Here is a 19940-nt window from a genome sequence, read left to right as displayed (position 1 = left end):
TGTCCCTCCGTTGAGGGATGACCCAGCGAATGGGTGAGATTATGTGTGGTTCCTCATCGATATGGGGTTTTTACATTATCTCTCCCCTTCGCGTTGACATATATATGAGGATGGATTATTCTGAATCATGTCGCAACCAGCCCGAGGAGTCGTCATCGAAGACGGCGGGAAGGATTGGTGGAATACCATGACCGACGATTCTCATGTAAGAGGATTCAACCTTCTTGATGAACCTTGGATGCCGTGTGTGTTCGTGGACGGTAGCGTCAGGGAGCTTTCCATACGTGACGTTTTCCGTGATGCCCCACGTATCCGTTCGATTTCCGGGGATCTCCCGCAGCAGACCGTGCCGTTGGAACGTCTGCTGCTGGCGATTCTGTATTGCGCGTACTGTGATCCGGAAGCCGACCGAAGGCGGATGAGGGATTTATGGAGCGGATTGTGGGGGAACGGGACATTCGATATGGGTCCTCTCCAAGACTACTTCGGTGAGTTCCATGACCGGTTTTACCTTCTTGACCCGGAGCGTCCGTTCTATCAGGTTCCCGATTTGACGTACAACGGCAAAAAAGCGTATGACCCCATCAGCGAGATGATTGCGGACGTGCCGAAGCCGGACAAGTTCCTGTTCTCCATGCGGTCGCCCGACTCATTGGAGTCCATCGGCCTCGCCCAAGCGGCTCGTTGGCTCGTGTTCCTGCAGGCATATGACACCGCAGGCATCAAGACGCCGGTGGCTGGCAATACGCATGTCAATAAAGGGAAGGTGTACGCGCCCAAAGGCATGGCGGGCACCGGATGGATGGGCGTCCTGGGGCCGGTAATGGTCGAGGGCGACAACCTGTTCCACACGCTGATGCTGAACTGGTGCCTGTACGATACCAACAACAATATGGTGAAGATGTTCGGCAATGAGGATGATGTGCCTCCATGGGAGTTCGACGAGTCCTCAGGCCCCGATATCACGGTGCGCACATCCTTCACCGGTCCGGTGGATGCGTTGACGTTCCAGTCCCGGAGGCTGCGGCTGGTGCCGAATAAAGCCGGCAGCCGTATCGTCGGCATCGTGAACTGCTACGGTGACGTCATCGCGCCATACAACACAGACGAGTGCGAGAAGATGACGGCTTGGCGACTCAGTGTGCCGCAGCAGAAGAAACTCGGCCTGTCCTCCCCGCCGCTCATGCCGGTCACCCATGATGCGGGTAAGGCGCTTTGGCGTGGCCTGGCTTCTATGGTCGCGGTGGGTAAGGCGGATTTGCGTCCCGGCGTCGTCCGATGGGTCGAGGAGCTGCAACGCGAAGGCTGCCTGGATGAAGGTGTCCACTTGCTGTCGGTGTTCTCCATCCATGCTCAGGGCATGACCTATGGCACCCAGAGCAGCGTCTATGAGACCGGGATTGATGACGTACTGCAGTTGCCGTTGGCCTTCTCCCGCAAGGATTACGCGGCGATCGGCGCTGCCGTGCATGTCATCGGCAAGACACGTGAAGCCGTGGACGTCATGCTGGCGAACTACGTGCATAACTTGCGGTCGGCAGCCGGAGACCGTATGGCCGGAGGGCGTTCGCAAGCGGCTTCGGAGCGTGTCCGGGAAGATGCCTATGCGCGTCTCGACGGACTGTTCCGCGATCGGCTGGTCGGATTCACCCCGGACAAAGATTATGAAATCTACCGTGACGAATGGCTCGACGACGTGCACCGCATGCTGCTCGTCATCGGAAGCGATTACCTGTCCGACAGCAGCGTATCGGCGTTCGACGAGCATGACGCAGGCCGCATGGGCATGATGACCGCCGCTCGTGCGCGGCTGCTGTTCCTTGGTGGTCTGAACAAGACCTTGGGAAGACTGTCCGCAGATGCCGCCGTGGACAAGAAAGGAGCATGACGATGAGACGATACTTCTCCCGTGACATGGCGGGGAAACTGGGGTACTTCGTCAATCGCAGAATCTTCAAGCTTCAGAACGAGTACACCAAGCGGGATGGAGGGACGCCGGAATCCCGTGCCGCACTCGCCAGGCTACGCCGTGACCTCGATGGGGGGGCACCGGCATGGATGACGATTGGTTCGGATTTGTTCGAAGGCTGGGGACAATCGTTGCCTTCCGGAGAGGAGGACCCCGCCGCGCTCCGTGCAGCGAGGACCACGATGGAACTGTATGCGTGTCATCAGCAGTCCAGACGTCATGGAGTCGCACAGGACGCAGGGGGCGCAGACAAGACCCGCATGACCTTCGGCCGCGCATGTCGCCTCATCGACCCGGACATGGAACATGCGAAAGGCGTCCGGCGTCGTCTGGCCGCCGCCGAAGCGGCGCCGGATTTCAACGGCGTGGTGCGCAGCGTGCGTGCGCTGATCATGCTGATGCGGGCGCTCGGTGACGGGGCGATCACGCTTGATTACCGCTCCCTGGCCCAGGACCTCTATCAGATCCAATTCCCGGAAGCCCGCAGCGAGGTATTCCAGCGTTGGAGCATGGACTACTACTCCGGCACCGGTACGTCAACTACACGCCACGACGCTTGAATCGTCGATTAAAGCTCTCGAAAACCGAACGAAAACACTCGAAAGAAGGACATCATGTTCATCGACTTGTACGACCTGCAGAACGTGCCGCCGAGCAACATCAACCGCGACGACACTGGCAGTCCGAAGACCGCGCATTACGGCGGTACGCTGCGCTCACGTGTCTCGTCGCAGGCGTGGAAGCGCGCCATGCGTGAAATGTTCAAGGACCTGCTGGATTCCAGCCGGCTCGGCGTACGCACCAAGGGCGCGGTCTCGCTGATCCGCGACGCGATCGTCGCCAAGAGGCCCGATCTCGTCGATGACGCGGAGACGTTGGCGAAATGTGCGTTGGCTGCGACCGGCGTTGATGTCAAAGAATCGGATCGTGCGGGCAAGGACAAGGGCACCTTGGCCACGGGATATCTGATTTTCATCGCGTACCGTGAGATCGGGCAGCTGGCCGACGTGGCGATTGGATGGCATGATTCCGGAATCGACGTATCAGGCAAACCGTCCGCCACGATGAAGAAGGAGGTAGGCGGGGTGTTCCACGGCGTCCAAGCCGTCGACATCGCCCTGTTCGGTCGTATGCTCGCTGACGCCCCCGACCTCAACACCGACGCCTCGGCGCAAGTCGCCCACGCGATCTCCGTGGACACGATCACCCCCGAATACGATTACTTCACCGCCGTCGATGACTGCGCCTCGGACGACAATGCCGGCGCCGCCATGATCGACACCGTCGGATTTAACTCGTCCACGCTGTACCGGTACGCAACGTTGGACATCGACTCGCTGTACGAGCAGCTGCGGGACGTGACGGCCACCGTCGAAGGCTCCGCGGCGTTCGTCGAGGCGTTCATCCGCTCCATGCCGACCGGCAAGCAGAACGCTTTCGCCAACCGTACGTTGCCGGGAACCTGCGTGGTGACGCTGCGGGACACCCAGCCGATCAACGTCGTGGACGCATTTGAGGACCCTGTACGAGGCGAGGCCGGATCGTCGATCTCCCGTCAGGCCGCCGTACGACTCGGCCGCAAGCTCAAGCTCGTGCAGGACGCCTACGGCGAGCAGCCGGTGCAGTCGTGGAACATCACCACGGACGAACCGGTCGCCGAACTGGACGAGGTGAGTGTGCACGTGACATTCCCCGTACTGCGATCCGAACTGAAGGAAGCCCTGACGCAGGCGCTGTCCGGCCGGGAGTGACCATGAGCGTATTGCTGTTGCAACTCGCGGGGCCATTGCAGTCCTGGGGCGATTCATCACGGTTCGTGCGCAGGGAGACCCGCACCGAGCCGACGAAAAGCGGGGTAATCGGACTGCTGGCCTGCGCGCAGGGACGTGTCCGTGAGGACCCGATTGAGGATCTGCTGGGACTGTCGTTCGGCGTACGCGTCGAGCAACGCGGGCGGATCATAACGGATTTCCAGACGGAGAAATCCTTGACCCGGAAACGCAATACCCACGAATACGAGAAGACCATGCCGTTGACCTACCGGTACTATCTGGCCGATGCGCGGTTCCTGGTCGCACTGGGTGCGGAGCGATCCGCGCTCGAATCGCTCGACCAGGCGCTGCGGTCGCCCCGATGGCCGCTGTATCTGGGCCGGCGGTCCTGCCCGCCCGCGTTCCCAGTCACCTTGGGCATCCACGATGAGTATGACGATGTCCGTCAGGCGCTGGAACGGGAGCCGTGGCATGCCTCGGCATGGTACCGACGCCGGTACCCGGACCAGACGCTGGAAATCGTGTGCGACGCGTCCGAGGACGAACCGTCTGCGACGCAGGCCGACCTGCCGGTGACGTTCAGTCAGACGGATCGGCGATATGCGGGACGGGCGGTCCACCGCTACCGGATCGGCAATCCTGGAACCGAGGGAGGCGGTCGGGAGACGGCGAAACGAAATGCGCCCGGCATTCCGCCGACCTTTGACGCCACCGGTGCCGACGACCCCATGAATTTCGCATAGGAGCTCATCATCATGTTCATTTCACGTGTGCCATTGAACATGGCCAGAGAAGGTGCGAGACAGCTGATTGCATCGCCGTACCGCACCCATGCCGCGGTAGAGAGCGCATTCCCTCCCGATGCGGTCCGCGACGGCGAGGAAGGCCGCATCCTGTGGCGGTTGGACAACCTGACTCAGGACCACAGCATCTGGCTGTACGTGGTCAGCCCGGAAGCCCCCGATCTCACGCATATCGTCGAACAGGCCGGATGGCCGATGCATGTGCAGTGGGAGAGCAAGGACTACACGCCGCTGCTGTCGCGCATCGCGGTCGGACAGCACTGGCAGTTCCGGCTGCGTGCGAATCCGGTGCGCAGGGCCCGCGTCGACAAAGGCCGCAAACCCAAGGCGAACGGTGAAGACATCGTCGGCAAACTCCAAGGCCATGTCACCGTCAGCCAGCAGCGCGACTGGCTGGTTTCCCGTGCGGAGACGCATGGGTTCGCCCTTCTTTCCGACGACAACGGCGATCCTTCGGTGATTGTCAGGCAACGACATCGGGAACGTTTCACGCGCGAAAACCAGACGGTGACCCTGACCACCGTATTGTTCGACGGCAGACTCGTAGTAACCGACGCAGACCTGTTCCGTCATGCACTCTGTCACGGCGTCGGCCGGGCGAAGGGATTCGGATGCGGCCTACTGACTGTGGCCCCCATCCGGGAGCCGGAGACATGATCGGCAGACGACGGATTCCCGGCGCTCCTCCTCCCGAACTCGGCGAACTCGTCCGTGCCGAGGACCGTCTCTCATTCGCGTACTTCGAGCACTGCGTGATCAATCGGGCGGACAACGCCGTCACCGTCACCGACGAGACGGGGACGATGCATGTCCCCGCGGCGACGTTGAGCGTACTAATGCTGGGACCGGGGGCATCGGTCACCCATCAGGCGATGACGGTAATCGGGGAGAACGGTGCCACCGTGATTTGGGTGGGGGAACGCGGAGTACGCATGTATGCGTTCGGCAAGCCCCTGACCCACTCCTCCGCGTTATTGCAGCAGCAAGCGCGAATGGTGTCGAATACGCGATCGAGACTTGCAGTGGCGCGGAGAATGTACCAGATGCGCTTTCCCGACGAGGACGTCAGCCGACTGACCATGCAACAGCTACGTGGGCGCGAGGGGGCACGTATCCGCCGCATATACCGCGAATGTTCGGCGCGAACCGGTGTGGCATGGGACAAGCGGACGTACGATCATGACGATTTCGAAGCGGGAAGCGAGATCAACAAGGCCCTCTCCGCGGCGCATACCTGTCTGTATGGATTGGCCCATGCCGCAATCGTCGCGCTTGGATGTTCCCCCGGACTGGGATTCGTGCATGTCGGTCATGAAAGGTCATTCGTCTATGATGTAGCGGACCTGTACAAGGCGGAACTGTCCATTCCGGTCGCGTTCGAGACGGCCGAGACACAGCCGGACGACATCGGCTCCGCCACACGTCGGCGAATGAGGGATGCTGTCTACGATTTGTCGATTATGAAACGCATGGTGCGTGACATCCGAGATTTGCTCGTGGAAGGACTCACCTCCGATGACGAACTTGGAGAAGACCATGTGGGCTTGTGGGATGGTAAGGACGGCGAAGTGGCCGCCGGCGTCTCCTACGGGGTTGATGAGTTCACGGACGATGGCGAATGGTGATGCTGCGAGGAGACGGTCGCAATGGTCGTAATAGTGTTGACGGCGTGCCCTGCCGGACTGCGCGGTGATCTGACCCGATGGCTGTTGGAGATATCGGCGGGTGTGTTCGTCGGTCATGTGAGTGCGAAAGTACGTGACCGGTTGTGGTCGCGGATTGTCGACCTGATTCGTGACGGGCGTGCAATCATGGTGTATTCCGCGCGCAACGAACAGCACTTCGCCTTTCGGGTGCACCGCGCCGATTGGACTCCCGAGGATTGTGACGGACTGGAACTCATCAAACGTCCCAAGACTGGCGCGCGTTCCGATGCAAGCGCACGCAGAAACGGCTGGAGCAATGCCAGTAAATGGCGTGCGGCGCGGAAATTCGGGTAGGGGTTGCCCCCATGTCTGGAGCGTGGGCGACAATGACAACGTAGTGTCGGTGGTTTGTGATTGGCGCGGGAGGAAGTGGCATGTCGCGGCTGATGACGGATCGCTCCCGCGCCGCGGCGTTGTCCATGCGGCTGTCCGACGCGTTCCTCATCATCGTCTTCGCGGTCCAATGTCTGGGACAGACGTTGGGGTACAACAGCGGCGACGAAGCGTATGTTCTCATCACCGCATTGGGTTGCGTCCTGCTGGCCAACGCCATGATATGCCGGGCGTATGGTGTCCGTGACGTCGTTGTCGCGTTGCTGCTGATCGGTGTGGCGCTGCTGAACATGATGCTGACCGGCGAGTTCACGGTGTTGCTTTCGGTGTTGCTGATTCTGGCGGCATGGGACATGGAGATCCGCCTGGTTCTGCTGTGCGCGTGCCTCGCCAAGGGCGTGGGGTTGGCCGTGCTGGCCCTGTTCGGTTGGGTCGGGGTGTTCGACATCACCCGCACCACCCATTATTCCGCCGCCGCGGGTGGGTTCGTCACCCGTATCGGCATCAACGGCGGTTCGACGAACATCGTCCACCTGTGCTTCTTCACGGTGCTCGCCCTGAGCTGCGTGTTGTGGCGTCGGGCTTCCTCACTGCCGTCGCTGTCGCTGATGTTCATGGGCAATGCCGGGCTGTATCTTGTGTTCACGCGCAGCATCACCGGATTGGCCGTCACGTCGGGCATGCTGCTGCTTGCCGGCCTGTTGCGGTATTGGCCGTGGTTCGCGGCGGTCTTCGACCGGTGCGCGCATTTCGTCGTGCCGGCGTGCGTGCTCTTCTTTCTGGGCACCGGCTACCTGTATCGGGGGGCTTCGGGCTGGCTGGGCACGCTCGACCATCTGATGACCGGCCGCATCCGCAACGACCACTGGTGGTTGGCGAACTACGGCGTCAGCTTGTTCGGCCAGTCCAGTCCGGTGCGGGACGTGGCGTTCGACAACAGCGTCGTGTACATGGCGGTCCGTCAGGGGTTGGTCCTGAGCGTGCTCCTGTTCGGGGCCATCTGGCTGATGCTGCTGCGGTACGGCCGGCAGCGGCGTACGGACATGACGTTCCTGCTGTTCGTCGTGTTCGTGTATGCGATGAGCGAGAGCTTCCTGCCGAGCGCGGTGACGAATCCCGCGCTGTTCGCGCTGCTGCCCCTGATCCGGGGCTCCCACGGCGCCCAGGACGTGCAGAACGTGCAAGACGTGCAAGGTTGTTCCGATCCGGAGGAAAGGTGTCTGATATGACGGTGCTTACATTCCTGCATGCGTTGCGTCGCCATCTGGTCATGGCGATCGTAATCCCGCTCGTCGTGACCGTCGGCGCGGTGGGATTGTCGTTCGCGCAGACGCCGATGTACGCCGCCACCGCGAAGCTGTTCGCCATGTATCAGGGGTCGTCGGAGGGGACGTCCGACCTGACCAACGGTGCCAGCTACATCGCGAGCCAGATTGACAGCTATCCGGATCTGGTCAAGACCAATGCCGTGCTCAAGCCGGTCATCAACCGGTATGGTCTCGACGACACGGTCGCTTCCCTGGGCGAGCGCATCGACGTGCAGCGCCCCGAGGGGACGATGCTGCTGACGATCACCGTCACCGACGGGAATGCGCAACGGTCCGCCGAACTCGCCAACGCCGTCGCGCAGTCGCTGCAGCATCAGGTGTCCTCCGGTCTGTACGAGCATGGGGACCAGACCGACGCCGTGTCCCCGATCAACCTGAGCGTCGTGGACGAGGCGTTGCCGCCGTCGAAACCGTCCAAACCGAATCATGTCAAATACGGTGTGGTGGGCATGCTCGCGGGCGTCGTGCTTGCGGTCACGGCGGTCGTCCTGCGTTCGCTGCTCGACGTGCGCATCCACGACCGCAAGGACTTCGCCGCCCTTGTACCGGACATGCCGATCTTCGGCGAGCTCGCCAAGGGCCCGGGGTATGCGGGCGATGCCGCCGCGGTGATCGGCAGGCCCGGTGGCATGGAGGCCGACGAGATCCGCCGCATCCGCACGAACCTGCTGTTCTCCAAGCCGGCGTCGGCGGACAACAAGGGGAACGTGCTCGTCGTCACTTCCGTGCAGGCGGGGGAGGGGAAGACGACGTTCAGCGTCAACCTCGCCGCCGCCTGTGCGGAGGCCGGTCGCCGCGTGCTGCTCATCGACGCGGATCTGCGGCATCCATCCGTCGCCGACCGTCTGGGTATCACGGGGTCGCTGGGCCTCGCGCACGTGCTCACCGCGCAGGCCTCGTTCGAGGACGCGGTGCAGCAGTATTGGAAAGCCAACTACAGCGTGCTGCCGGCCGGCCGCAGGACCGAGAACCCGAACATGCTCATCGACTCCGATGGTATGCGCAGCCTGCTCAAGCATGTCGCGTCCCTCTACGATGACGTGATCGTCGACACCTGCCCGCTCATGGTGGGCAATGACGCCGCATTGCTGGCGCGCGGGCAGGGGAATGTGATCATGCTCGTCGGGCTTGGCGTGGAGGACCGCAGGGAGCTGCCGGAAGCCCTCGAAGGGCTCGAGATGGCCGATGTCAAGCCGTTGGGCGCGGTGCTGAACTACGCCGAACGGCACGACCGTCAGGGACACTATTACGGCAACTACTATCACAACGCGGACAAGCGGAAGAAGACCGGCAGGAGAAGCGCCGGCAGGAAGAAGTAGGCCATGACCGCCGATGCGAAAGGGACCACGATTCCCAAGGTCATCCACTACTGCTGGTTCGGACATGGTCCGCTGCCCGAGGAGGCGGAGGCGTGCATCGCCAGCTGGCGGCGGTACTGCCCCGATTTCGAGATTCGTCGATGGGATGAATCGAACTTCGACGTGTCGCAGGTGCCGTACGTGCGTGAGGCGTACGAGGCCGGGCGGTGGGCGTTCGTGTCCGATTACGTGCGTCTGTGGGTCATCGAGCATGAGGGCGGCGTGTACCTGGACACGGATGTCGAGGTGGTGGCGCCGTTGGAACAGTTGTTGGCGGGTATGACGTGTGTGGTCTGCGAGGAACGTCCCGGGCGCGTCAACACGGGCGTGGGATTCGCCGCGACGCCCCATCATCCCGCGGTCAGGGCCATGCTGGAGGAATACCGGGACGCCCGATTCCTCACTGCAACGGGCGCGTATGACCTCACCGCATGCCCGGTCCGCAATACGCGCGGCATGCGGAAGGTCGGATACCGTGGGGCCGCAGGCGTCCTCGACGATGCGGACTGCATGGTGCTTCCGGCGGAGGTCATGTCGCCGATGGACCCGGAGACGGGGGAGCTTCACATGACCGACAGGACCGTGTCCATCCACCATTTCGCGGCGTCGTGGAAAACGGACGAGGAAAAACGCGACTACGCGTCCAAGCAGGCGTTGCGAAGACGGTTCGGCAGGTTCGGTGTACTGCTGTACCATGCGTCCGTGTTCACGCGTGCCGTCCGACGCGACGGTGTGGGCGCGGCGTTGAATCGTGTCCGAGTCTGGTTTGCGGGACGGTCGCGGAAGTAGTGTTGTCGGGGTGCGACACTGTCCGATTGCGCGGACATCGTCGGCAGGGGACGGGAAGGAGACGGAAGATGCGTTTGGGCGCGGGCATGGTGGTGAGGAAACTGCTGCGGAAAGCGGCCATGGCGACCCATCTGAACGGTGCGATCTACCGGTGGATGATGCCGCGCATCTCGCGAATCCTGCCGATTCCGCCGTTGCATGAGAGCTCGAAGAAGCTGGAGACGCTGAGCGTGGATCCGCGGACTTCGGCCATTCGTGAGCAGCCCGCCATCCGTGACACGGAATCGGACCTCGACCTGCAGATCATCGTGCCCGCATACAACGCCGAAGCGACGTTGCGCGCATGCGTCGAATCGGTGCTGGGTCAACGGACCCGATATTCGTATCGCATCGACATCGTCGACGATGGTTCCATGGACGCGACGGGAGACATCGCCCGCTCCCTCGAACTGGACCACCCTGACCGTATACGTGTCATCACCCAGGAAAACAGGGGATTCTCCGGTGCCAGGAACGCCGGGCTTCGGCATCTTGACGCGCGGTACATCACCTTCCTTGATTCCGATGACGAGCTGGCCCCTGGGGCGGTCGATGCTTTGCTTGACGCCGCAGCGCAATCCCGTGCGGATATCGTGCAGGGGAATCTGGAACGATTCGCCGGTGCAACGCGTGTGGGTGGGGATACGGTCTCCACGGAGCCGAACGGATATCCTTGCGGGAAGCTCTATAGGGCCGATCTGTTCACCGACCTCCAATTCCCCGAGGGGTATTGGTTCGAGGACACCATGATTGCGTTCATCGTCTGCACGTTGGCGGAGAGCATGCACTGCATCCCCCGGACGGTGTACCGGTATCGCGTCAATACGGCATCCATCTCGCACACGTATTTTCGGTCAGTGAAAAGCCTCGATACTGTGTACGTCACCAACCAATGCCTGCGGGATCTGCGGATATTGCATGCCGATTTCGGTTCATCCCGTCTGCTCGGTTTGTTCCTCATGCAGGTGGTGCGCAACTTCACCCGTACCATTGGCTTCGGCCGACGGATTCAAATCGCGGTGTTCCGGTACGAGATCGCCTTGTTGGAGGAGTTTTTCCCCGATGCGGTGTTGCGGGATGTGGATGGGTATTATGCCGACCTTCTCCGTGCGTTGCGTGACCATGATTATGGACGGTACCGTCTGTTCAGCTGGACCCATGACTGCATATGGCCGGAGCAGGCATAAAGCGCCGTCTTCTGCCTATTCGTCGCCGGCGATGCTGCCGCTGTTCAGGGATTGTTCCATCAGCTGCCGGTAGTCGCGCGGGCTGGTGGCGTTCGCGGCGCTGCCCAGCTGTTCGTTCTCGAGCTGTCGTTCCGGTATGGTCTGTCCGTCGTCCTTCGGACCGAGTCCCGCGTCGACGCGCTGCATCATGGTCCGCCATTCGTCGTATGCGACGCCGACGTAGCTGACGCCATGGTCCATGAACGCGTAGCTGGGCGTCGACGCGCTGCCGATGGCCGGCGACTTGCCGCGGAACCGGTTGGCCAATGCCGCGATGTCCGCGACCGACATGTCCGTGTTCACGCCCTGCGCCATGGTGCGGATGATGTTCAGCAGCTTGTCGGCCGGCATATCGAGCGACTGGCGGATGATGGCGGTGATGATCAGCCGCTGCGCCTGCATGCGGCTGTAGTCGCCTCCGGAGACGTTATAGCGTTCGCGTGCGAAGCCGAGCGCCTGCTCTCCGGTCAGGGTCTGCTCTCCGGCATTGAGGCTGACCCCGCTGTTGCCCTCCTGGAAAGATTCCGGTACGTCCACGGTGACGCCGCCCAGCAGGTCGATGACCTCGACGAGTTTGTCGAAGTCGACTTCGGCGTAATGCGTGATCGGTACGCCGGTGAAAGCGCGGACCTCCTTGATGATTTTGGCCGATCCGCCGATCGAGTATGCGGCGTTGAGTTTGGCCGTATGCCCGTCGAGGTCGATCATCATGTCGCGGGGGATGGAGATGAGGTCGATGCGTCCTTCGCCTTCCGGATCGACCCGGGCGAGGACCATCGTGTCGCTGCGCCCGTTCTCCGTGTCGGTCCGGCGGTCGGTGCCGACCAGCAGACTGTAGAACGGTTGCGACGCGTCGTCCGTGGTGTTGCCGGGCTGCGACAGGGCGGCACGCGTTTCGTCAGACACGCTCATCGTCGTGTTCAGATACGTCATGAACCCGACGGCGAGGCTTACGGGAATGATGACGAGAATGGTCAGGAACGCCGCGACTACGAGTATAATGGTCCGTTTCCGCGAGCGTCGCCGTGCCGCCGCGTGTCTGGGCGTCGCGTCGTCGTCCTGCGATTCGTCGTCGATGATGTCGTTGTCCATGATCCGCCTCCCTCAGTATGCGCCTTTGCCGCCGATGACGGACCATGCCGTGCGCAGCAGGATTGACAGGTCTCCGAGGAGACTGTGGTTCTGCACGTACGCCACGTCTAGGTCGGCGCTGGTCTTGAAATCGAGGTCGCTGCGCCCGGACACCTGCCATAGCCCAGTGAGTCCCGGTTTGACGAGCATGCGAAGCGCGTACCGGTCGTCGTAGGAGGCGAATTCGTCCGGCAGCGGCGGGCGGGGGCCTACGATGCTCATGTCGCCCTTGAGCACGTTCCACAATTGCGGCAGCTCGTCGATGGACAGGCGCCGGATGATGCGTCCCGTCCGCGTCAGACGTGGATCGTTTTTCAGCTTGAACAAGGCCGTGTTGGTCTCATATGCGTTCTGCCGGAGCGTGGGTTTGAGCATCTCGGCATCCATGCGCATGCTGCGCAGTTTGAGCATGTCGAACGTGCGTCCCCTGAGCCCGACGCGTTGCTGCCGGAAGAAGACCGGGCCGTGGTCCTCGTGACGGATGAAGAGGGAGGTCACGCCGATGATGAGTGCCGCAGGAATGAGGCAGATCGTGGCGACGACGATGTCGAACAGGCGTTTGGCCGCGCGGCGTGGCAGTTCGTATTGGGGGAGCCGGAGCGTCAGATTGCCGCAGGGGTCCAGATTGTCCGTCTTGGCGATGTGATGCGCGAACATGGCCGGGACGGACAGGCAGATGATGTCCACGCCGTTGGCTTCCAACCGGACGAGCAGACCCTGCACGTCCGGGTCTGTCGGCTGCAGGTCGGGTGCCAGAACCGCAAGGTCGCAATCGGGCGTGTAATCGGCACGTCGGGCGGCGTCCGTCGTCACGACGGGCAGCGTCACGACGGTATCGTCTTCGGCGGCATCGGCGACGCCGCGGCAGTCCCTCGGACGTACGATGCAGACGGACGCCGGCATGCAACCCGACTTGGCATCGGCGTCAATCCGGGCGATGGTGCCACGAATCGAACCGGGGGTGCCGATGATCAGAGCCCTGCGTGTGAACCGGCGGCGACGGGAACCGCGGGCGATGGCCAACCGCATGATGCCATGCGCTGCCGCGCAGCCGGTCAGGGCGAGGACGGCGATTGCCAGATCCAGCAGCGGCGGGATTCCTGAGGACAGCACGTGTCCGATCACCCATATCGCAATCAGGCAGCGGGCGGCGGTGACGGCCAGTGCATGCCGGGTCGAGGCCCGCCGACCGATGACGTGCCGGCAATACAGGTGGCTTTCCCACGCGCCCGCCGTCCATGCCAGCGCCCACATCAGTGGATGGACGATGGCTGCATACGGGATGGAGAGAGAACGCATGGCCGGGTTTAAGGTGGTTGCCGCCATAAGCACGCCGTACGCGCAGCAGGCGGTCCATATCGCATCGAACGTGCTGGATACGGCGGCCGCCACAGTCCAATCCCGCTGTGGCTCGGCTGGCTGTGCCGGCATGACTCCTCCTGCTGCGACGGGCACATTACGTACCCTGCATGTTTCTTCCTCACGCAGAGGTGGTGTGTGCCTTCTCTCGTCTCAATCGATGATACTCGTTTCATAGCTATAAGGGGGAACTGGTACCCACGATGGTGTTTTGCCTGAAGCTTGTAATGTCGGGACAAACGTTGTGAAAACGGTTTTCTTTCTTATGGTGCCGGGCATTGCGGCACATAGGTGGACGTCGACTGCGTCGGGGGGGGGGGGGTAACTGATACACTGCCCGATAGGTGGACGCCCTACGTTGTTTCGTAGCGATGGACGGCATCGAGAGGAGATTCGAAGTGGAGTATCCGGAGGCCAAGATATGTCTGGTCTGTTCGAACGGAGGGCATCTTGCGCAGCTGCACAGGCTCAAGCCGTGGTGGGGCGGCAGGCAGCGCTTCTGGGTGACGTTCGACAAACCCGATGCGAACAGTCTGCTGAAAGGTGAACGCATCTACCACTGCTTCTACCCGACCAACCGGAACATCCCGAACCTGCTGCGAAACACATGGCTGGCATGGAAGGTGCTCCGGCGGGAACGTCCCGCACTGATCGTCTCCACCGGTGCGGCGGTCGCGGTGCCGTTCTTCTACGTGGGCAAACTGCTCGGCATGAGAACCGCGTTCATCGAGATTTTCGACCGCGTCGACAAGCCGACATTGACCGGACGGCTGGTCCGTCCCGTGGCCGACCGCATCTTCGTGCAATGGCCCGAAATGACGGCTGTGTATCCAGGCAGCATCTACGCAGGGAGTGTGTTCTGACATGATGTTCGTGACTGTTGGAACTCATGAGCAGCCGTTCGACCGGCTGATTCGGGCCGTCGACGAATTGAAGGGGGCCGGGAAGATCGACGAGGACGTGTTCATCCAGACCGGTTATGCGACGTACAAGCCCGAGCATTGCCGGTGGACGTCCTTCCTGGACAACGAGGAGATGCGGCGCATGTTCCAGAAGGCCGACGTCTGCATCACGCACGGCGGGCCGTCCAGTTTTCTGCAGGCGTTGGACGCCGGCACGGTGCCGGTGGTGGTGCCGAGAAGACAGGAGTATGGCGAGCACGTCAACGACCATCAGGCCGAATTCGCCATGATGGTCGAACGGCGGTTCGGCGACATCGTCGTCGTAGACGGTATCGCGGACCTGTTGGACGGCATCGAACGGAGCCGGAGGATGACGGCGGAAGGCGCGGGTCACCTGCCTTCGGAGAACGAGAGGTTTTGCGAACGGTTCGCCCGCGAGATGGACGGGTTGCTCGCCGAGAGCTAACCGTTGGCGAACGATTGAATGAATGGTCTGCCGTCACGCGGAAGAGGAGTGTTGAAACATGAGTGAGCCATTGCGCGTCGCGGTGTGCGTGCGGTGCGACAACAGGGGAGGCGTCGAAGTTGCGGCGGGCCGCGTCCTCAGGCTTCTTGAGGGTAGAGGATATGACGTCACGGTGATCGGGCAGGGACGTGAGGATGTTATTCACGAGCTCATCCCCAAGAGCGTGCGTGTGGTCCGTCCCCGTATACATGGACTGGCGGCCCGTTTCATTGGGAATTATCCGATTTACGTGCATCTGGGCGCGAAGACGATTCGCCTGAGAACAGGTAGACTGTCGTCGCTGGCTCGGAGGATGCTCCGGCTGTTCGGCGATACAAGGAATTTGAATGTATCGTATGACTATGTTGTTCGGCATTTTGCCGGTCTTCCCGAAACAACATTCGACGTCGTATTGGACTTTCAGGGGTATGGTTGCGTTGAAACCGCCATAGCCGCAGCGATTCCCGCTCTGAGAAAAGCGACTTGGGTGCATGATGCCGAATTCGGATGGATGCCCGAAAGCCATCCGTACCTGCATCGGTTCGACCGTATTTTCTGTGTCTCGCAATCCGTAAAGCAGGTGATGGACTCCCGATATCCGGAGTTCTCCACCAGAACGTCGGTCCTGTACACCCCGATTGACGTTAAGGCCATCCGCAAAAAGGCTCTGGAGCAGGTTGCGTCTCCTCGTGGGATTGGCGTGGACTTCGACGGCATCACCATCGTGACGCTCGCCCGCCTATCCCCGGAGAAGAACGTGGCACTCGCCATCAGGACGGCCGCGGAGTTGCACAAGATGGGCGTGCCGTTTCGATGGCTGGTATTCGGCGATGGAAGTCGGCGCAGTCATCTCGGCCGTATGATCGCCAATGCGCGTCTGGAGGGATGCATGACGCTGTGCGGTTCGGTTGACAACCCATATCCGTATGTGGCGAACGCCGACTGCTATGTCCAGACCTCGCGCAGTGAAGGGTTCGGACTGGCGGTGCAGGAGGCGAGAATCCTCGGCACCCCGGTGGTGGCGACCGACATCCCGGCGTTCCGCGAGCAGATTAGGGATGGGGTGACGGGATTCCTGTGCGAGTCGGATGCGAAGTCCATCGCGTCGGCGATCGCACGGCTGCAAGCGGACCCGGAGATGCGGCACGATATGCGGCGTGCATTGCAGGAGGAGAATTCCGGGCAGACGCACTGGCCCGATCCCTTCTACGCTTTTCTTGAGGGAAAGGATGCCTGATGATGGCGAGGGCTGATTGTCATCGGACCGCATCGCCGATACGGATTCTGCAGTGGGGTATGTCACCGGTTTTCGGAGGTACGGAGACGTTCATCATGAACCTCTATCGGCATATCGATAGGGAGAAGATCCAATTCGACTTTCTTGCCGACCGTGAGGCCCCGGCACTGGCTTTCGAAGATGAAATCCTCTCCTTAGGCGGCCATATCTACCGGGTGACTCGTTCAGGGCCATTCGGCGCGCGGCAGACCTTGCCCGGTTTCTATCGGGCACACCCTGAAATCATCGGGGTTCATGTCCATGCGAATGTTCCCTATGCAACGCCACTGGCCGTTGCGAAACAGGCAGGCATACCGCTGCGCATCCTGCATTCGCATAATAGCGGTACGCTCAATTTCTCCCTCGACCGTCCGCTGAAGCAGCGGTTCGAAGCCGTTGCGCACACGATATTTGCTCGCCATGACATCAATACCTCCGTTACCGATTTCTTTGCCTGTTCGGACATGGCCGCGCAGTTCATGTTTTCAGGCAAGCCCTATCGGTGGATCAGGAACGGCATCGATACGGCGCATTTCGCATTCGATGCGTCGGCGCGCGAGAAGGTGCGCGCGGAGCTGGACATAGGTGCGGACACCACGGTGATCGGGTATTGCGGACGATTGAGAGAAGAAAAGAGCCCGCTCTTCCTCGTTGATGTGTTCGCGGAATACCATCGCAAGCATCCGGATTCCCTGTTGACAATCGTCGGTGACGGACCGTTGCATGAGCGAATCGTATGTCACGCGGCCGAGCGTGGTCTTTCCAATCGGGTTAGAATGCTCGGCGGTGACCATAGGGACGTCGCACCCTATTATCAGGCCATGGACGCGTTCGTGCTGCCTTCCCTGCACGAGGGATTCCCCATCGTTCTGCAGGAGGCGCAATGCTCGGGACTGCCCTGTCTCGCCTCTACGAACATGACCACCACCGCGGACACTGTCGGGCTCGTCCGTTTCCGGGACCTGGACGACGGGGCCGAGGCATGGGCGGACGAATTGCACGACATGATCGCCTCGACGCCGCGGGCCGACCATTCGGGGCAGCTGCGCGCGGCCGGTTTCGACGTGGCCGACGTCGCCCGGGAGGTGGAGCGGTTCTATCTCGAGCATGCGCGGGCACGATGATTGATATCATCGCCGTGTTCCGGTATTCCGTGCCGAGAGCGGCGGATGGTTGTCTGAGGAAAGGCCGTCATGGATAACAAGAGAAGGCTCGCGGTCAACGCCATCGCCACCAGCCTGGCCTTCGCCGTGCAGGTCGGCGTCAACTTCGTGTTGACCCCGTACATCATCCACACGCTCGGCATCACCGCCTACGGCTTCATCCCATTGGTGAACAGCATTGTGGGGTATTCGGGGATCTTCACGGCGGCGTTGAACTCCGTGGCCAGCCGCTTCATCAGCCTGGAATACAACCGCGGCGACTTCCATAAGGCCAACGTGTACTTCGCCTCCGTGCTGGTCGCCGATTCCATCCTGGCCGTGGCGCTGGCGGTCCCTGGAGCGTTGTTCTCATGCTTCCCCCAGCTGCTGATGGACGTGCCTGCGGATCTGATCCACGACGTGCAGCTGACGTTCCTGTTCTCGGTGCTGGGCACCGAACTCAGCCTGGTGCTATCGGTGTTCGGATGCGTGTACTACGTGCGGAACTGTCTGGACAAAAGCGCCCTGCGCAACATCGAAGGCAATGCCATCCGCGCCGGACTCCTGGTGGCGCTGTTCGTGGCGCTCGACCCGAAGATCTACTACGTGACGGCCACGATGCTGGTGGTCGCCGTCTACAACTGCATCGCCAACCTGTATTACACAAGAAGAATGACGCCGGAGCTCGGACTGCGCAAGGCGCGGTTCAGCGGCAAGGCGGTACGGGAACTGGTCGCCGGTGGAGCATGGAACTCCGTCAACGAACTCAGCTACGTACTGTTGTGCGCGTTGGGCATCTATCTGGCGAACCTGCTGGTCGGGGCGCGGGTGACGGGTGAGTATTCGGTCGCCAAGACCATGCCGAACTTCATCCTGAACATCATCGTCCTGCTGGCCTCGATCTTCGCGCCGCAGGCGATGCAGTACTACGCCAAACGGCGGTACCGGGAGATGAACGCGTTCCTGCTGATGTCCATCAAGATGACCGGACTGCTCTACATGCTGCCCATCGGCTACCTGCTGGTGTTCGGCACGAACTTCTTCGAGATCTGGGTGCCGGGGCAGGACGCCGGGTTCCTGCAGGACATGGCCGCGCTGTCGCTGGTCGTGATGATGCCGTCCTGCACGTCCGTGCTGCTCAACAACGTGTTCATCATCACCAACCGTCTCAAGGTGCCCGCATTGGTGTTCCTGGCGAGCGGCATCCTCAACGTGGTGGTGGTGCTGGTGTTGGCGGCGACCACCTCATGGGGCATCTGGACGATCATCGTCGTGCAGGGCGTGATCGACATCATCAAGAACGCCGTCATCATGCCCTGGTATGCCACGAAATGCATCGACATCGGGCGTCGTGAGCTCGCCGTCGCCATCGGCAAGACCTACCTGTGCATGGTTCCCATGATCGCGGTGTGCATGCTGTACAAGGCGCTGCTGCCCGTGGACAGCTGGGTCACGCTGGTCATCTCCGCCGCCGTCTGCGCGACGGTGGCCGGGGCGGCGTGCCTGTTCATCGTCCTGAACCGGGAGGAACGACGGAATGTGTTCACGCTGATCCGCGCGAAGATGGGGCGCGCCGTCTGACGGTGCAAGGTGGCGGACAGTCGGATTGCCTTCCCGAATGCGGAGTTCCTTGCATGATGCGGGCCGATGCTGGGGTAAAGTAGCACGCAGTGCCATTGGGCAGTCATCCCGGATACGGCCGGGACGGCATCGACAGAACGATGAAGGAGTGGTTCCAATGCCGAATCGAGCGGAACGTCGCGCCAAGGCGAAGGCGACGCGCAGGGGTATCCCCTCCCAGTACGACTCCACGCGCGGGCGTGGCCGTGCCGGCATGATCGACGAATACCAGCTGCAGGAGCGTTCCCGCAGGCTGCAGGAGGGCGAATCCCTCGGCCCGTGGAAGCCGAGCGGCGGCAGCATCGCGGAGACCGACACCACGCTGACCACGAACCCGAACTACAAGGATCCCAAGGCGTTCAAGGCGCCGCATTCGGTGCGCCAATGGTTCCGCGTGGGCAGCTGGACGCTCATCACTCTCGCCATCATCGCGTTCTTCGTGGTGATGTGGCTGCCGAGCGCGGCGCGCCCCATCTGGCTCATCGCCACCGTGTCCGCGGTGTTCATCGTGGGCGTGGTGAGCCTGTTCTTCACCGCCGGCGATTCGAAGCACAACCCCAACCTCGACTCCAACGGCACCGCCGTCTGACGGAATCGGAGATCGGCGGAAACGGAAAACCGGCGGAACCGGCGTCGCGTCGCCCACGTGACGCACCCCGCACGCAAATCACGGAAAACGCAC

At 61.8% G+C, this 19940-nt stretch carries 19 protein-coding genes; 17 read left to right on the top strand and 2 right to left on the bottom strand.

The window, feature by feature from the left end; translation table 11 throughout:
- Positions 1 to 187 precede the first annotated feature (187 nt).
- From casA to JS531_RS09285, 11 genes are all read left to right on the top strand, one after another.
- Complete coding sequence (gene casA / locus JS531_RS09335) at positions 188 to 1888, top strand: type I-E CRISPR-associated protein Cse1/CasA (RefSeq protein ID WP_214315388.1); 1701 nt, start codon at positions 188 to 190, stop codon at positions 1886 to 1888.
- Entirely contained in the window at positions 1885 to 2529 is a 645-nt protein-coding gene (gene casB, locus JS531_RS09330; protein ID WP_240542152.1) for a type I-E CRISPR-associated protein Cse2/CasB, read from the top strand. The genes casA and casB overlap by 4 nt, the downstream gene beginning before the upstream one ends.
- A gap of 54 nt (positions 2530 to 2583) precedes the next feature.
- Complete coding sequence (cas7e, locus tag JS531_RS09325; protein WP_214315383.1) at positions 2584 to 3720, top strand: type I-E CRISPR-associated protein Cas7/Cse4/CasC; 1137 nt, start codon at positions 2584 to 2586, stop codon at positions 3718 to 3720.
- Positions 3721 to 3722: 2 nt separating this feature from the next.
- Positions 3723 to 4484 carry a type I-E CRISPR-associated protein Cas5/CasD gene (cas5e, locus tag JS531_RS09320; RefSeq protein WP_214315378.1) on the top strand — a complete coding sequence of 254 codons (762 nt, stop codon included), beginning with the start codon at positions 3723 to 3725 and terminating at the stop codon, positions 4482 to 4484.
- Positions 4485 to 4496: 12 nt separating this feature from the next.
- The gene (gene cas6e / locus JS531_RS09315) at positions 4497 to 5201 is read left to right on the top strand and encodes a type I-E CRISPR-associated protein Cas6/Cse3/CasE (protein WP_214315376.1); all 705 of its coding nucleotides are present in this window, start codon (positions 4497 to 4499) and stop codon (positions 5199 to 5201) included.
- On the top strand, positions 5198 to 6169 hold the full coding sequence (gene cas1e / locus JS531_RS09310) for a type I-E CRISPR-associated endonuclease Cas1e (RefSeq protein WP_214315374.1): 972 nt from the start codon (positions 5198 to 5200) through the stop codon (positions 6167 to 6169). Before cas6e ends, cas1e begins: the two co-directional genes overlap by 4 nt.
- A 21-nt stretch (positions 6170 to 6190) precedes the next feature.
- The gene (cas2e, locus tag JS531_RS09305) at positions 6191 to 6544 is read left to right on the top strand and encodes a type I-E CRISPR-associated endoribonuclease Cas2e (protein WP_214315372.1); all 354 of its coding nucleotides are present in this window, start codon (positions 6191 to 6193) and stop codon (positions 6542 to 6544) included.
- Positions 6545 to 6624: 80 nt separating this feature from the next.
- Positions 6625 to 7812, top strand: a complete 1188-nt coding sequence (locus tag JS531_RS09300) for a hypothetical protein (protein WP_214315370.1) — start codon at positions 6625 to 6627, stop codon at positions 7810 to 7812.
- Positions 7809 to 9230: a polysaccharide biosynthesis tyrosine autokinase gene (locus JS531_RS09295; RefSeq protein WP_214315368.1), complete on the top strand. Its 1422-nt coding sequence runs from the start codon at positions 7809 to 7811 to the stop codon at positions 9228 to 9230. Before JS531_RS09300 ends, JS531_RS09295 begins: the two co-directional genes overlap by 4 nt.
- A 3-nt stretch (positions 9231 to 9233) precedes the next feature.
- Positions 9234 to 10058 (top strand): glycosyltransferase, encoded by an 825-nt coding sequence (locus JS531_RS09290; RefSeq protein WP_214315366.1) that lies wholly within the window; start codon positions 9234 to 9236, stop codon positions 10056 to 10058.
- 74 nt (positions 10059 to 10132) lie between these two features.
- Positions 10133 to 11284, top strand: coding sequence for a glycosyltransferase family 2 protein (locus JS531_RS09285; protein ID WP_214315364.1), 1152 nt, complete (start codon positions 10133 to 10135; stop codon positions 11282 to 11284).
- 15 nt (positions 11285 to 11299) lie between these two features.
- Here the strand turns inward: JS531_RS09285 and JS531_RS09280 are convergent, their stop codons facing one another.
- Positions 11300 to 12415 (bottom strand): LCP family protein, encoded by a 1116-nt coding sequence (locus JS531_RS09280; RefSeq protein ID WP_217625677.1) that lies wholly within the window; start codon positions 12413 to 12415, stop codon positions 11300 to 11302.
- A gap of 12 nt (positions 12416 to 12427) precedes the next feature.
- Positions 12428 to 13885 (bottom strand): exopolysaccharide biosynthesis polyprenyl glycosylphosphotransferase, encoded by a 1458-nt coding sequence (locus tag JS531_RS09275; protein ID WP_214315362.1) that lies wholly within the window; start codon positions 13883 to 13885, stop codon positions 12428 to 12430.
- Between the two features lie 326 nt (positions 13886 to 14211).
- On the opposite strand from JS531_RS09275, the gene pssD reads away from it, so the two are divergent.
- The 6 genes from pssD (at position 14212) to JS531_RS09245 (ending at position 19847) form a co-directional block, all read left to right on the top strand.
- Positions 14212 to 14676, top strand: coding sequence for a PssD/Cps14F family polysaccharide biosynthesis glycosyltransferase (pssD, locus tag JS531_RS09270; RefSeq protein WP_214315358.1), 465 nt, complete (start codon positions 14212 to 14214; stop codon positions 14674 to 14676).
- Between the two features lie 10 nt (positions 14677 to 14686).
- A complete protein-coding gene (locus JS531_RS09265; RefSeq protein ID WP_214315357.1) occupies positions 14687 to 15181 on the top strand; it encodes a glycosyltransferase in 495 nt (164 codons plus the stop codon).
- Positions 15182 to 15239: 58 nt separating this feature from the next.
- Entirely contained in the window at positions 15240 to 16457 is a 1218-nt protein-coding gene (locus tag JS531_RS09260) for a glycosyltransferase (RefSeq protein WP_214315356.1), read from the top strand.
- Positions 16457 to 17620 (top strand): glycosyltransferase, encoded by a 1164-nt coding sequence (locus JS531_RS09255; RefSeq protein WP_346427780.1) that lies wholly within the window; start codon positions 16457 to 16459, stop codon positions 17618 to 17620. The genes JS531_RS09260 and JS531_RS09255 overlap by 1 nt, the downstream gene beginning before the upstream one ends.
- Before the next feature lie 69 nt (positions 17621 to 17689).
- On the top strand, positions 17690 to 19219 hold the full coding sequence (locus JS531_RS09250) for a lipopolysaccharide biosynthesis protein (protein WP_214315354.1): 1530 nt from the start codon (positions 17690 to 17692) through the stop codon (positions 19217 to 19219).
- Positions 19220 to 19376: 157 nt separating this feature from the next.
- Complete coding sequence (locus JS531_RS09245; RefSeq protein WP_214315352.1) at positions 19377 to 19847, top strand: tripartite tricarboxylate transporter TctB family protein; 471 nt, start codon at positions 19377 to 19379, stop codon at positions 19845 to 19847.
- Positions 19848 to 19940 lie beyond the last annotated feature (93 nt).

Source organism: Bifidobacterium sp. CP2 (assembly GCF_018555635.1).
Classification (GTDB): Bacteria; Actinomycetota; Actinomycetes; order Actinomycetales; family Bifidobacteriaceae; genus Bifidobacterium; species Bifidobacterium saguinibicoloris.
Note: the sequence above shows the minus strand (reverse complement) of the source record. Positions and strands in the feature narration are given on the sequence as shown.